Origin of the sequence: Micromonospora acroterricola (assembly GCF_003172955.1) — a bacterium.
GTDB lineage: Bacteria > Actinomycetota > Actinomycetes > Mycobacteriales > Micromonosporaceae > Micromonospora > Micromonospora acroterricola.
This window is the reverse complement of record NZ_QGKR01000186.1, coordinates 59906-73886: the sequence shown is the minus strand read 5'-3', so window position 1 is coordinate 73886 and position 13981 is coordinate 59906. Positions and strand designations below refer to the sequence as shown.

Genomic DNA, 13981 nt, shown 5'->3' with positions numbered 1-13981 from the left:
AGACGTGCGACGGCAGGATGGACAGATCTGACCACTGCGTGGACGCCTGCATTGTCTTGAGACGTGACGATCCGCAGTGTGAGGAGTCGTTCCCGAGCCATTGCACTCCTTCTGGGCGCCGTAGCTGAACACGCCGTACGTCTCTTCACCGTAATGCTTCGGCAAAGTCTTGATCTTCGTGAGCTTCCCAACTCCTTCGCCATTGCTTGGCCGCGTGCCCTTTGTTGGCGCTGCTGTTGTCGGTCGAACTGCTCAACCGTGCTTCGAAGCGGCATCGCCTCCCAGTTGCCACATTTCATAATTTCCACATTCTGCCGTGATCTCGGACGTCACCTGAGCCGCGGAGAGGAAGTCGTCGATCAGCGGCGAGGTGCGCGATTCCGCCACAGCGAGGCACACCTGGTCGGGTGCCAGATCCGGGATGGGCACATAGCTGACCTCCGGATGCGAATAGAATACGGTTGCCGAACGGGCCAGGAACGAGATGCCCCGGCCGGCCGCGACATGCTCGAGCGTCTCGTCCACCCCGCGCACCCGGTATCCGGCGTCAGGGTGCGGGCGCTTGGTGGGCTGCGTGCTCGTGTCGGCATGCCAGAGCAGCGGCTCGCCGACCAGGTCGGCCTCGGTAATCTGTTCCTTGCCGGCGAATCGGTGGCCGGCGGGAAGCACTGCTACCCGCGGCTCGGTGTACAGCGGGGTGACGCGCAGGCCGGCCTCGTCGATGGGCAGCCGCACATAGCCGACGTCGATGCGGCCGTCGAGCAGCATCGCGGCCTGGTCGTCTCCTTCGATCCGCCGCAGATCCACCGGTACGTCCGGGTGCTGGATGGCGAACTGCCGTACCGCTGGGGTGACCGCGATGCCCGCCCGGAAGCCGACCATCAGCCGCCGGCTGCCCTGCGCGGCCACGGTCACCCGGCGGCGGAGCGCGTGCGCGGAGGCCAGCAGCGGGCCGGCGTCGGTCAGCAACTGCCGGCCGGCGTCCGTCAGCGCCACGCCGTGGCTGTCCCGGGTCAGTAGCGGAGTGCCGAGTTCCTTCTCCAGCGCGCGGATCTGCCGGCTGAGCACCGGCTGCGCGATGTGCAGCTCATCGGCGGCCCGGCCGAAGTGCAGCTTGTCGGCGACAGCGGCGAAGTAACGCAACTTGCGCAGGTCCAGATCCATGGAGCCTCCCCCCGGCGATGCCTCCAGGGTATCGCAACGGCCGAAAGAGGTCTTGGACAACCGACTCGGGCCAATGGCACGCTCGATAAGTACTGATGGGCAGGAATTGAATTCCGTACGAGAAGCATGACTCGGTACGGTTATGTGAATGGAGTCAGTCGTGGGAAAGCTCGATGGCAAGGTTGCGGTGATCACCGGTGCGACAAGTGGAATGGCGCTGGCCGGTGCGAAATTGTTTGTTGACCAAGGAGCTCACGTCTTCATTTCCGGCCGGCGGAAGGACGCGCTGGACGAAGCTGTCAAGCTGATCGGCCGGAATGTGACCGGCGTGCAGGCCGATTCGGCTGACCTCGATGGTCTGGACCGTTTGTTCGAGACGGTCAAGCAGGAAAAAGGCACGGTCGACGTGTTGTGGGCGAGTGCCGGGACGGGTGAGCAGGGCAGGCTCGGCGAGATCACCGAGGAGCAGTTCGATGCCGCGTTCTCGCTGAACGCACGCGGCACGCTGTTCACGGTCCAGAAGGCGCTGCCGCTGTTCAACGATGGCGGCTCGATCCTCATGACCGGGTCGAACGCGTCGTTGCGGGGCTACCCCGATTGGAGCGTCTACGCAGCGAGCAAGGCCGTGCTGCCCGCCTACGCCCGGGTGTGGGTGTCAGAGCTGAGGGGCCGGCGGATTCGGGTGAACGTGCTGACGCCCGGCCAGGTCGCCTCGCCGATGATGGAGCAGGTCATGGACGCGGAAATGAAGGCGCAGTTCGAGTCCGTGATCCCGCGGCGAGAGATGGGCCGCCCTGAGGAGATCGCGTCGGTCGCGTTGTTCCTCGCCTCGGAGGACTCGAGCTACGTCAACGGCATGGAACTGGTCGTCGACGGCGGCACCACAGTGATCTGAGCCCGTTCGGCGAACCCTTCGACACCCGGCCCAGCATGCCGGACCCCCGACCAACTGATTCATACACAACAAGGGGAACACACGTCATGACCACGATCAGCATCATCGGCTCGGGCAACATGGCCACCGCCATCGGCACCCGGGCGGCGAAGCACGGCCACACCATCGAGCTCATGAGCCGCAACACCGCCAAGGCTCAGGCGCTCGCCGACCAGATCGGCAACGGAGCCACCGTCGGCACGTTCGGCGCCAGGCCGGTGGGTGACATCGTCATCGTGGCCGTCCTGTACGCCGGCGCGGTCGACGTGGTCGAGCACTACGGCGATGCGCTGGCCGGCAAGGTCCTCGTCGACATCACCAACCCGTTCAACGCCGACGCAAGTGGCGTCGTGACGACCGCGGGCAACTCGGTGTCCCAGCAGATCGCCGCCGTCGCCCCCGAGGGCGCACATGTCGTGAAAGCCTTCAACACGATCTTCGGCGGCGTCATCGCCGAGGACAAGCCCCTGGACGCGTTCTACGCCGGCGACAGCGCCGAGGTGAAGGCACGTGTCGCTGCCTTCCTGGAGAGCTTGGGCATGCGGGCCCTCGACGCAGGAGGGCTCGAGATGACCCACGTCCTCGAATGGGCCGGCATCCTCCTGGTGGGCCTGGCCCGCAGCGGCGCCGGCTTCGACCTCGCCCTGGGCGCCGAGGTCCGCTGAAGCACGGCTACCGGATTACGCCAAACATCTCGCGACCAGCGGGCATGGCGTGCCCATCCATCTTCGGAAAGCAGGCACTTCATGAGCAGCATCAGCATCATCGGCGTGGGGACCATGGCCCGCGCCCTGGCCGCCCGGGCGCTCGCTGGCGGCCACGCCGTCGAGGTCGTCGGTCGCGACGCGGCCAAGGCCAAAGACCTGGCTGCCGCGCTCGGCGGCGGCGCCACGGCCGGGACATTCGGCAGCGCCCCGGCCGGCGACATCGTCATCCTCGCCGTGCCGAACGCCAGCGCCGTGCCGGTCGTCGCCCAGTACGGGGACGCGCTGGCCGGCAAGATCATCATCGACATTACCAACCCCATGAAAGCCGACGCGAGCGGGCTGACCACCCCTGACGGCACTTCCGCCGCGCAGGAGATCACCAAGGCCGCCCCAGCCAGCGCGCACGTCGTGAAGGCGTTCAACACCGTCTTCGGCCACGTCCTGGCCCCGGGACGCCCATTGGACGTGCTCTTCGCCTGCGACGACGCGCGGGCCAAGGCGAGCGTATCGACGTTCATCGAGAGCCTCGGTTTGCGCCCCCTGGATGCCGGAGGCCTGGAGATGGCGCACTGGCTGGAAGGGACGGGCCTGCTAATGGTGAGCCTGGCCCGCCACGGCGTCGGGGACTTCAACTTCTCCCTCGGCGTCAACGTTCTGGTCTAAGCACACACCCACCACCACCTCTCGCGCCACATCACTCACTCGGAGCAGCAGAATGCGTGTTTTCGTCACTGGCGGGACCGGCCATTCCGGTTCGTACATCGTCCCCGAGCTCATCGCCGCTGGGCACGAGGTCATCGGCCTGGCCCGGTCGGACACGGCCGCGGCGGCGCTGTCCGCGCTCGGCGCGAAGGTGCGCCGCGGCGACCTCCAGGACCTCGACGGGCTCAAGGAGGCGGCTGCGGACTCCGACGGCGTCATCCACGTCGCGCACCGGCAGGACCTGCTTTTCTCCGGCGGGATCCACGCCGTGGCCGCCGCGCAGGTCCCGATCATGCTCGCGTACGGCGAGGCACTGGCGGGAACCGGAAAGCCGCTGGTCGCGGCGGTGAGCATCGGCTCGCCTGGGCAGGGATTCCTGGGCCGGATGGCCACCGAGGAGGACCCGGCCCTTCCCAGCGGCGATGAGCACAAGGGCAGCCTGCGGGCTCGTAACGTCGTGGAGACCACCGTGATCGGCCTCGCCGAGCGGGGCGTGCGGTCTTCGGTCGTGCGGATCGCCAATATCGCCCACGACACGACCGATCGCGCCGGCTTCCTCCCGACACTGATCGCGCTAGCGAAGACGAAGGGCTTCGTCGGCTACCCCGGGAACGGCACGAACCTGTGGAACGCCGTGCATGCCCGCGATGTCGCCTCCTTGTTCCGCCTGGCGCTGGAGAAGGGCCCGGCCGGCAGTTACTGGCACGCGGTCGACGATGGGGACATCCCGTTCCGCGAGATTGCTGAGGCCATCGGCAGCCGTCTGGGCCTGCCCGCCGTGAGCGTTCCCGTGGACGAACTGGTGCTGCCGGGATACTTCGGGTTCCTCGCCAATATCGTCACGCAGAGTTACCCGGCGTCCAACCTCATCACCCGCCGGACCCTCGGCTGGGAACCCGCTCAGCCCCGCCTGCTCGCCGATCTGGACAACGGCCACTACTTCCCCGCCAGCTGAGGACAAGGACCCCAATCGCAACGCCGAGGCGGCTGCTTCGCCGTTCGCAGGTGGCACAGGTTCCGTCATCGGTGGGACGGCGACAGTGGCTGAAGGAGCCATCCAGCCAGAGGCGATTGGCCTGCTGATCACTCATGGCAATCACTTCGATGCCACGGCTTGAGTCGAGCAACGAGTGACGGAATAGTCAGCGGCTCATTGGAGCAGCTGCGCTCTCGACCCCTGGTAAAGCATTCACAGCATTTCAAAGTAACCGCATCAGCGCGATGGGTACGGTGCTTTATCTCAGGACCGGGATCTGGTAGGTTAACTGCATGAACACCCACGCTAAGCGTGGATGCTCTAAATATGTGTTCAGCTCTCGGACACATATTTACCACATATCGATCATGGTCCGCGCAGGGTGCCCTGCGCGGATTTTTCTGTGGTTGGTGTGCAGTGTTCCTGGTCGCAGACGATGGTGATCTTGCTGCTGCGCAGGAGCGTGACCAGGTCGTGTGGGCTCTGGATGGCGCTGGCGAGGCGGGGATGGTCGGCGAGTCGGGCGATGATGTGGTCTTCTCTGAGGTAGAGGATCTTGCGTCGGGGGTTGGTGGGCTGTTGGGTGCTGGTGTGGCCGTGGCGGCATCGGTAGCCGGGGCGTTGATTGATCCAATGGGATTCCAATCGTCGTCCGCAGGGTCCGCAGCGCAGTAGGCCGGTGAACAGGTAGCGGCGGGTGGTGCCGTCGTGGGCGCCCCGGTGGGAGCGGATGGCCTGGACGGCGACGAAGTCCTGCTCACTGACCAGCGCGGTGTGGGCCTGTTGCGTGGAGACCACCCAGTCCACGCTCGGGTTCCGCCGGATGGGTTCTCGCTCCGAGCGGTTGGCATCGGTGTGGTTGTGCGCGGGTTGCCGGTTCCAGACCTGTCGGCCCGTGTAGCGCGGATTGGCGAGGATCGCCGCGACTGTTCGTAGGGTCCACCGGTCGCCACTGCGGTGTGGATTACGGGCGGGATCGATGCCCGACGGGCACGGGATGCCGGCGTCGTTGAGGGCGCGCGCCATGCTGGCGAGACTCTGGCCATCGAGGCGTTGGGTGAACATCCACCGCACGTGTGCGGCCGTGGCCGGATCCGGTTCGAGGCGTTGAAGCCGGCGACCCCAGCGCGCCTGGGCGGTGTTCGGATGAGGGCCGGCGTCGGTGAGTCGGTATCCGTAGGGCGGTCGGCCTCCGAGATACCGTCCCTGCTCTCGCGCTTGAGCGCGCATCGCCGTGACGAACCGGAATCGGGCGCGCTGCACCTCGCGTTTCGACTGGGCGCCCAGCACCATGATCAGTGCCTGGTGGGTCGGATCATGGTAATCGACAGGCCCGTCCGTCTCGGGCAGCCACAGCTGCACGCCGTGCTGTTCGAGCACCGGCGCCAGGTGCTGCAGCTGATTGGCGGAGAACGCCCGCTCGTACTCGCCGACCACAATTGCGTCGAACCCGCGATCCGGATCGTCGAGGGCGGCCAGCAGCGCAGCGGCCTGCGGACGCTGCCGCCAACCGCGGCGGCGAGAGCAACCGACATCGAAGTATTCGGCAACCATCGCCCCGTGATCGGCGACGAGTTCTGTGGCGCAGTCCCGTTGCCAGTGCCGGGAGGTCACCCGGTCCTGGTGCTCGACGGTCGACATCCGACCGTAGAACGCAAACCGCATACCACGTCGCCGTTCGGTAGGCAGTTGCGGGTTGGCCTGCGACTGCCCGTTGAGCCATCGAGTCAGGGGATCCTCGAGATCGTCACGCTGGTTGTTCGACACGCCGGTATTTCTACGAAGGATCTTCGCGGTCGAGTCGGACAAGCAGTCCGCTGACGCTGGTCGAAGGACTGTCGGGCCGCTTGGTGGCAGTCGGTCTGTGCACTGTGTTGGCATACGGAGCATCCGCTCGACCGACGGGGACAATGCGTGACGCGCGGTTGGCGGCCTATCCGCGCACGTCAGCGGCGGTGCGCGAGCTCTCCAGACATCTCGGCGAGGTGGTACCTGGCTTGGTTGAGATTCTGCGTCTCACCACCGCGCGGGTGTAAAGCACTTCGCAACTACATGCTGCGATGGTCTAACATCTACGGCCGGCTGGCGGATCACGTCAGCCCCTGACGTCGCGACGGCGCCCGACACTCGGGATACCCCTCCGTTCCGCCACGGCATGTGGCCGACAGGCAGGCTTCAGCCTGCGCGGAGTAAGGAAGACCGATGACCAACGGAGGCTCTCGGTGGCGCAGAGTGGACTTTCATCTGCACACCCCGGGTGTGGACAGCTTCGCCGGGCTCGACGGCATGAGCTACGACAACCCTGACGATCAGCGCAAGCTGGCGACGACATACGTCAACCGGCTTCGCGAAGTCGGCATCGAGATCGCTGCCATCACGGACTACAACGGGATCAGACTCCCTGGTATGACCTGATCAAGGAGGAGGCCGCCAAGCAGGGCATTATCGTGCTGCCCGGTGCTGAACTGAGCCTTGCGGAGGGAAAGCAGGGCGTGCACATCCTTGTCGTATTCCCGCAAGGCACGCCACCCGCCGCCATCAACGACTACCTGAAGTCGCTCGACCGGGATCCATCGAAGCCGTTGTGGACGGGCCGCAAGCACCGCGAGATCGAACTCCAGAAGCCGCCGGCCGAGGCCCTGTCTCAGCTGCGGGAGCGGTTCGGCTGCCTGATCATCCCCGCGCACGGCGATGCCAAGAAGGGCATCGTTGCCGCGATGGGCGCCAACCTAGCCGCGCGCCTCATCGCGGAGGCCGACGTCGATGGTCTCGACCACCCCGGTGGCGCGTTGCCCAAGTTGCGCAGCACCGGGATCAGCCACCGCTGGGATCACCTGGCCCAGGTCGAATTCAGCGATCCTCGCTTGATCGGGGACATCGGCGGCAAGCCGCTGGCCGATGGCACGATGCGGGGAACATGGCTAAAACTCAGCTCCACAAGCCTCGACGCGATGCGCCTAGCGCTACACGACCCCGAGACCCGGGTACGCACGGTCGCCCCAGTCCTGCCTCGCAACGCTCGCATTATCTCCATCAAGATCGAGGGGAGCGGCTTCCTGGCCGGCACCCAGTTTATGTTCGATGCTCACCTCAACACGCTCATCGGTGGTCGCGGAACCGGTAAGTCTGCCGTGCTGGAGACCATCCGTTACGGCCTGGCACTTGATCCGTTTTGCGAGCGAAAACGGCGCGACGATCTTGTCAAGCATGCGCTGGGCAGCGGCGGATGCGTGACCTTGGAGATCGAACGCCACAGTGACTCTGGCCCGGCCCGTCGCTACATCGTCAAACGTGTGCTGGGCGAGACTCCGTGCGTGTTCGACCCTGACAGCGGCCGAATCGACATCACACCGCGCGACGCCTTCGGCCCAGACCGGGAACCAATCATCTTGTTGCAGCGGGAAATTGACCAGGTCAGCGGCGAGGTCGAATACCGCCGGCAGCTTCTCGATCGGCTCATTGGCGATGAGGTCAACGCCGCCGAACGCGAAGTCGACGAGGTGCGCCGCCGGCTGCGTACCAACGGCGCTGAGTTGCGTAAGCATGTGTTGGAACAGGCCAAGCGCCCCGATTTGCAGAGCCAAATCGCGAAGCTCACCCATGAGTTGGATCTCTTTCAGCAGACCGGCGCGCTGAACAAGCTGGCCACGCACGACCGGTTGCAGACCGTTGAACGATCCTTGTCGTCCGCCCGTGACGTCACTTCACAGGCATCTGGCACTGACAGCCCTTGGCGGCAGGCACTGCATGACCTGCAGGAGACCATCGATACCAAGCGGGGCGACCTGACTGCGCGCGGCGACGACCTCACCGGCGCGGCCGAGAAGGCCCTGAGCCTCGCCACAGTCGCCATCACCACGGCGGAGCAGAAGATCATCATGGCCCTCGCCGAGGCGCGCGAGGCGATCGAAAGCCTGCGCGCCGAACACGCTGCCCGGGTCCTGCCGCTGGCGGACGAACTTAACCGCATCAAGCAGGAACTGCACGCCGAGAGGCTTGACCCGGAACGGCCCCTCAAGCTGTCGTCCGATCGCACCTCACTGCAGGACCAGCTTGACGCCCTCGACCGCAAAGAACATGCGGGCATCGCTCTTCGTAGTGCACGCCTCGGCTTGCTCGACGAGTTGACCAAGGCCCGCGCACGCGAGAGCCAGGTCCGCGCAGACACTGCGGCCAGAATCAACTCCCACCTGAGCGGTCGAGTCGAGGTGGCTATCGTCGCACTTGGTGACCGCCACCGGTTCACCGAAGACCTACGCCAGCTGTTGCAGGGCAGCGGCGCCAGCGGAGCGGCGATCGAGACGATCGCTATGTCAGACGGAGTCGACGGCAGCACCATCGCCTCGATAGTCACCGAGGGCCCAGTCGAGCTGACTCAGCAGTTCGATGTGACCGTCGCGCAGGCAAACAAGATTTGCGCCTGGCTGACCGACGAGGACGTTGACCGCATCAGCGAGCTGGAGATCCTCGCGCCTCACGATCGAGTGGACATCCGGCTGCATGTCGACGGCGAGGCTAGGACCCTCGACCGACTGTCAGCTGGTCAGCGCGCTACCGCGATCCTGCTGCTCATATTCGCGATCGACGGCCGATGCATGATCCTCGACCAGCCCGAAGATGACCTTGACAACCGGTTCATCTTCGATGATGTCGTCCAGTTGATTCGTAGTCAAAAGTCCACCTCCTCCACCGGAGGCAATCGGCAGATCATCGCCGCCACGCACAACCCGAACATCCCCGTCCTGGGCGACGCCGAACTCGTCGTCGTCCTCGACGCCGGCAACGATCAGGTACGAGTACTCGCCCAAGGTTCGATCGACGCAGAGGACATCCGCACGCACATCCGGCAGGTCCTCGAAGGCGGTGAAGAGGCCTTCCTCCGCCGGTACACCAAGTACGGCGGCATTCGTCTCAGTCTGGCGCCCTCACGTGCAGCCCCGGTAGCCATTGCGGAGCAGCCGGGTGGCGTTGGTGTCGTAGGCAACTCATGGCCGGCAGATATGCCAGCCGAAGGGGCTCCAGCACGACACGGGCCTCGGGCCAGCCCGGGGCCCGTCTCGCCCAGCTAGTGCCCTGACCACAAACGCTGGCCGGGCTGGTTACGCCGCTTTCGTTGTGGGATGGCCCCAGCGGGCATCACTACATGAGCTGGCATCATGCACATAGACGACCAGGCCGGGCTCGAGCGGTTCGGCCTTCACTGGATGAGTTCGACCAGATGGCGACCGTCACGGCACACCGACCGCTTCTGCATGATCCGATGCCGCAGAAGCTCAGCGACGTGACCCTGTACGTGATGCAGCACCGTCACCTCTTGCAGCAGGGCGAGGACCTCCGCGAGCAGGGCTGTGCGCTGCGGGCAAGCAGGCTCAGAGCGCCGACCAGCCGGATCATCATCAGGTACAGCAATCGAACCAGCACGCCGATGATCGTCAGCGCGAAGCAGGAAATTCCCGCTCGCCGCATGCGCGACAAGTACTGGCACTTAACGCGCGCATTGAACCTGTTGACGTCCTCGGCGGACTCGCATCGAGCAGAGCCGGGTATTTGCCGTCCCGGTCGCGGATCAGGTATTTCACCTGGAATCTTGAGTTCTTCAGGTCCATTAATGGGTTACGGGCGGCGCCGCTGGCTGGTGGTGGTCTCAGCGCTCCGGTGACGAACCCTTGGTGCGGCAAGCTGCGTCGACGTGGGCGTGCCAGTACGACAGCGCCAAGCGCATGACCACGACTTCGAAGTGGTCGGCGCCGAAGACCCGGGCATAGTCATCGAGCAGCGTTTGGCACGCGTCGGCAGCACCTTCCACGTCACCTGCCTCGCCGATGGCGAAGGCGAGATTGGCCCGGGTGGCGAGGGTTCGTGGGTGGTCCGGGCCGAATACTCGCGTGTACTCCTCGACAAGCTCACGGAAGCTGACGGATCCGTCGAGGGGCATTCCGGAGTCCTGCTGAATGCACAGAAGGTTGTTGCGGGTGCGCAGCGTGGTGGGGTGGTCGGGGCCGAATAGGCGAGTTTCCGCTGCGAGGACCTCGCGGTACACCTCGTTCGCCATGTCGAAGTGACCGGCGTCTCCGTGCCAGTTGGCCAAGGCTGCGTGCACGCCGAGCGTGACTGGGTCGTCTGGTCCGAGGATGCGACGGCAATCGCCGAGCAGTTCCTCGAAGCGGGCCAGGGCGTGCTGGGGATAGTCGTGGTCGGCGTTCCGTTTCACGACCTCACAGCGCGTGACCAGGGTATAAGGGTGTCCCGGGCCCATGATGCGCACGCAGTCGTCGAGCAGCCTCCCGTAGGCCGCCGCAGCTTCGCGTGGATCGTTCTCTTCCAGGGCGTCGGCAAGGTGTCGGCGGGTGGTAAGCGAATCGGCATGATCGGCGCCGACTATGCGGGTCTGTTCGGCGAGAAGCTGTCGCAGTATGGCGGTCGCAGCATCGTGGTTCCCAGCTTCGACAAGACTGTCGGTGGTGCGGAAGTGCAGGGGGTGAGTGCGGGGTTCGATCAGGGAGGTGCGCGCCGTCTCGAAGAGGACGAGCGCGTTGGCGCGCAGCATCTGTTCGCGTAGCCGATCAGGCTCGACCTCCGGCCAGATCTCCAGCAGCGCGTCTGCGGCGGTCCGGGCCAGCACGTCGAGGCTGTCCACATCCAGGTCATCGCGAATGGCGCGCTGGATCAGCACATGCGTCTGTACCAGGGCAGTGCGCTGATTGCAAGTGACTAGGTTCAGCCGATCGAGCGTGTGCAGGACGTCGAGGATGTCGCTTTCCTGCCTGAGTTCGCTGTGCAAGGTTATGTAGTCGATGGCGGGCGTACTCGTGAAGAAGGCCAACGGGATCGCCTCGGGTTGCAGGAGGCAGGCAAGGTCGAGGATGGAATGTGCCAGGCCTGGCGGACCGGCCTTGTCTGCCGCTTCGATCGACAGTACCCAGGTCGCGGCGAGCGTCGTCCGGTGGTTGTCCGGAAGCCCGTCCTCAGGCGGGACCACGTCGGCGAGGCGGAGCCTCACGTCACCGAGCCTGCGTCGATAGGCGACGCAGTCCAGCTCGCGGTCTCGGATGAAGGCGGCAGCCTGTGCTAGAGCGAGCGGAAGATGATCCAGGTCCTTGGCCAGGGCTACAGCATGCTGGCGTTGAACGGGCTTGCCGACAGCGCGCCTGAGATACGCCACTGACTCGTCAGCGGTGAACAGGTCGACGGTGATCAGGGTACGGCGTCCTGCATCGAGCACGGCATCGCGACGTCGGGTGGTGACGACGGTCCGGCCATGCTTACTCGCAGGTGGCCACCAATCGGCAGCATCGGCAGGGCTGTCGAGTTTGTCCCAGACGATGAGCCAGTTCTGATCAGTGTGCTCCAGCCACACCATCAGTTGGTCCGCCGCCTGTTGCGGATGGACCTGGTCGTCAGCGAGCGCCAGGGCCCTCGCAGCCTCTGCGTACGCGGTGATGATCGAGTCTTGGCCACACACGGGTATCCAGATCAGCAGTTTCAGGTCACCGCGGCCGGCGGCCTGACGGGCGAAAGCTGCGGCAATCTGGGTCTTGCCGACCCCGCCCAGCCCTGAAAGTACCTGCGTAGGCACGGGGTCCCGGCTGCGCCACCGGGCGCCGGGTTGACCGAGCAGATCGGGCCGATGTTGAAACCAGGTTGGCTCCGGGGAATGCGACCGATCCGGACTGACGTCTGCCATCGCGTTCTTCGTCTCAGCAGTGCGGTATGGCCTGCGACCGCGGCAGGAACGGCGACTGCCACCACCGCAGCGATCCATGAGGCGCGCTCAAGCACGTTCCAGCTCGGCGCGACCAGGGCGTTCGTCAGTAGATGCCGCCCCCACACCACCGTCACCGTCCCCAGGCCTGTGGCAACAGTCGCTGCAGCGGCCGCACGAGCTGCGCGGCGCAGTCGAGCGCCGGAGTACCGAACCATGCAGCCATGATCGCAGTGACTCACAAATCCTGTCCGCGACTGTCCACTTACCCACCTCAGCTGTTATCTCCTACCCCTCTCGGGGCTGGGTTGAGCATGGATCGTCGATTCGGTATTCGGTAGGTGGGACGTGTCGGATGGTTGAGTGCCTGCATTGAGCACCGTCCGACCTAACCAGATATGCCCGCGTTGATCATCTCCAGCCCACGGTTCTCGCCGAGATCGCCTCGCCACTCCCGCACAGGGGGTCAGAAGAGAGAGCCTTCTGGCTCTTCCTCGAAAATTTCTAAGTCGCCGCGCTCAAATCCACCATGGCGGTCGACCTGCGTCAGCACATTAACCCGTCGCCGGGTTATTTGCTCAAGTCTTAACGCCTGCGTCGCAAGCGTCTATCGCGCCACGATCGACTTGCAGGAACGGTTGCGTTACGAGGGCGCACCACAGCCATGCGTCGACCAGGCCCTGCGCCAAAGCCGTGATGTCGGCTGGTCCAGTCCTCGTCAGTGAGGGGTTGCTGCTCAACCTCGTTGACCAGGCGCTTCCGTCGGCTAGGAAACTATGGCTTCGCTGCGGCGTCGCCCGTCTGCGGTCTGGCAGTCGGTGCGCGCTTTGGTCACGCCGGGCTGCTTCTACGCCCAGCGCAGGATGGTTCGCTTGGCGTTGGCATGCCACAGCGTCTCAGGGCTCTGGCCTCCGGGCGGGGCCTGCCCGCCCGGATGTGCGAGGCGCGTTCGGGTCTTGCCGTACTTCTTACCGCCTCGGCACAGCAGCGGCACGGGTGTACCCGGCTGGGGCGTCGATTGCCGTGGCAGCAGCACCAGCAGGCCTACATCTCATTGCCTCCGTATCCCGTGGCATTCCACGTGTACTTGGGCTCCTCGTCGTTGGATGCGTCTGCGCGCAGGTCCAGGTCGACGACCGACAAGTCGTTCGCGGGATCTCTCCTCATGCGGCTGCCGCTTTAGCGGCTCCGGGGTCGCCGGACACGGCGAGGCCCCGCGAGTCAAGCCCTACCTTGGCTGCGGCTCTGGCCTCGTGAGCCGTCCACGCTCGGAGCTATTCGGCGGTTTCCCAGGCCAGGGCGTGGTGTCTTTGCCCGCCGCTGGTCAGGAACTGTCGTGCCGCTTGCCGGGCGGTCGCGTTGGTGACACGGGTGCGTTCGGGCCATGCGTCGGTGGGGGTACCGGCGTAGTCGAACGTGAACATGGGTCCGGGTTCGAGGTCTGGCTGGTATGCCCAAGCGCTGCTGTCACCTGCCCGGCCGCTGTGTTGAGGTCGGCGACGCCTCGGCCAGCACCGCGACCTCCGCCGGGGACTTGCGGATCATCGACGGCGACGTGATAGACGAACGACCGTTCGGGGTGCCCGTTGCAGATGTCGAGCATGGCGGGGAGTGTCAGCTCCGCTGGCAGCGATGAGGGTGACGCAGTAGGGCAGTTGCTCAGTCTGGGCGTGGCTGACCGCGTCCGACTGTAGCGTCGAGTTCGGTGACGGTGCTGACCAACGCGGCGCCGTCGCCGCGTCCCCAAGTGATGTCGATGCTCATCGCCGGATCCCTTCGCCTGCGCCCACGTACAG

10 protein-coding genes and 1 pseudogene are annotated in these 13981 nt (G+C 65.4%); 7 read left to right on the top strand and 4 right to left on the bottom strand.

Annotated features, from left to right (window positions below):
* Positions 1–252: 252 nt before the first annotated feature.
* The gene (locus DKT68_RS13555; protein WP_109817769.1) at positions 253–1164 is read right to left on the bottom strand and encodes a LysR family transcriptional regulator; all 912 of its coding nucleotides are present in this window, start codon (positions 1162–1164) and stop codon (positions 253–255) included.
* Between the two features lie 160 nt (positions 1165–1324).
* Here DKT68_RS13555 and DKT68_RS13550 point away from each other — a divergent pair, with 160 nt between their 5' ends.
* The 4 genes from DKT68_RS13550 to DKT68_RS13535 all read left to right on the top strand — a co-directional run bounded on the left by DKT68_RS13550 (position 1325) and on the right by DKT68_RS13535 (position 4462).
* Positions 1325–2059: an SDR family NAD(P)-dependent oxidoreductase gene (locus tag DKT68_RS13550; RefSeq protein WP_109817827.1), complete on the top strand. Its 735-nt coding sequence runs from the start codon at positions 1325–1327 to the stop codon at positions 2057–2059.
* Between the two features lie 86 nt (positions 2060–2145).
* Positions 2146–2763 carry an NADPH-dependent F420 reductase gene (locus DKT68_RS13545; protein ID WP_109817768.1) on the top strand — a complete coding sequence of 206 codons (618 nt, stop codon included), beginning with the start codon at positions 2146–2148 and terminating at the stop codon, positions 2761–2763.
* Positions 2764–2844: 81 nt separating this feature from the next.
* Positions 2845–3468, top strand: coding sequence for an NADPH-dependent F420 reductase (locus tag DKT68_RS13540; protein ID WP_109817767.1), 624 nt, complete (start codon positions 2845–2847; stop codon positions 3466–3468).
* A gap of 52 nt (positions 3469–3520) precedes the next feature.
* The gene (locus DKT68_RS13535) at positions 3521–4462 is read left to right on the top strand and encodes an SDR family oxidoreductase (RefSeq protein ID WP_109817766.1); all 942 of its coding nucleotides are present in this window, start codon (positions 3521–3523) and stop codon (positions 4460–4462) included.
* Between the two features lie 387 nt (positions 4463–4849).
* On the opposite strand, the gene DKT68_RS13530 is transcribed toward DKT68_RS13535, so the two are convergent.
* A complete protein-coding gene (locus tag DKT68_RS13530) occupies positions 4850–6250 on the bottom strand; it encodes a recombinase family protein (protein WP_109817765.1) in 1401 nt (466 codons plus the stop codon).
* A 465-nt stretch (positions 6251–6715) separates the two neighbouring features.
* On the opposite strand from DKT68_RS13530, the gene DKT68_RS13525 reads away from it, so the two are divergent.
* The 3 genes from DKT68_RS13525 to DKT68_RS31180 all read left to right on the top strand — a co-directional run bounded on the left by DKT68_RS13525 (position 6716) and on the right by DKT68_RS31180 (position 10142).
* Positions 6716–6898, top strand: coding sequence for a hypothetical protein (locus DKT68_RS13525; protein ID WP_109817764.1), 183 nt, complete (start codon positions 6716–6718; stop codon positions 6896–6898).
* A gap of 32 nt (positions 6899–6930) precedes the next feature.
* Complete coding sequence (locus DKT68_RS13520) at positions 6931–9552, top strand: TrlF family AAA-like ATPase (protein ID WP_109817763.1); 2622 nt, start codon at positions 6931–6933, stop codon at positions 9550–9552.
* 149 nt (positions 9553–9701) lie between these two features.
* Positions 9702–10142, top strand: a complete 441-nt coding sequence (locus tag DKT68_RS31180) for a hypothetical protein (protein ID WP_161556658.1) — start codon at positions 9702–9704, stop codon at positions 10140–10142.
* On the opposite strand, the gene DKT68_RS13510 is transcribed toward DKT68_RS31180, so the two are convergent.
* Together DKT68_RS13510 and DKT68_RS32665 are read right to left on the bottom strand one after the other, a co-directional pair.
* On the bottom strand, positions 10128–12167 hold the full coding sequence (locus tag DKT68_RS13510) for a tetratricopeptide repeat protein (protein ID WP_109817762.1): 2040 nt from the start codon (positions 12165–12167) through the stop codon (positions 10128–10130). The two genes, DKT68_RS31180 and DKT68_RS13510, sit on opposite strands and share 15 nt — an antisense overlap.
* Positions 12168–13459: 1292 nt before the next feature.
* Positions 13460–13645, bottom strand: a pseudogene (locus DKT68_RS32665) (Imm1 family immunity protein); the annotation flags it as partial.
* Between the last annotated feature and the right edge of the window lie 336 nt (positions 13646–13981).

What these genes read in the sequence shown, in the direction of transcription:
- DKT68_RS13555 (WP_109817769.1), bottom strand. Translation starts at nt 1,164, where the DNA reads ATGGATCTGGACCTGCGCAAGTTGCGTTACTTCGCCGCTGTCGCCGAC.
- DKT68_RS13545 (WP_109817768.1), top strand. Translation starts at nt 2,146, where the DNA reads ATGACCACGATCAGCATCATCGGCTCGGGCAACATGGCCACCGCCATC.
- DKT68_RS13540 (WP_109817767.1), top strand. Translation starts at nt 2,845, where the DNA reads ATGAGCAGCATCAGCATCATCGGCGTGGGGACCATGGCCCGCGCCCTG.
- DKT68_RS13535 (WP_109817766.1), top strand. Translation starts at nt 3,521, where the DNA reads ATGCGTGTTTTCGTCACTGGCGGGACCGGCCATTCCGGTTCGTACATC.
- DKT68_RS31180 (WP_161556658.1), top strand. Translation starts at nt 9,702, where the DNA reads ATGGCGACCGTCACGGCACACCGACCGCTTCTGCATGATCCGATGCCG.
- DKT68_RS13510 (WP_109817762.1), bottom strand. Translation starts at nt 12,167, where the DNA reads ATGGCAGACGTCAGTCCGGATCGGTCGCATTCCCCGGAGCCAACCTGG.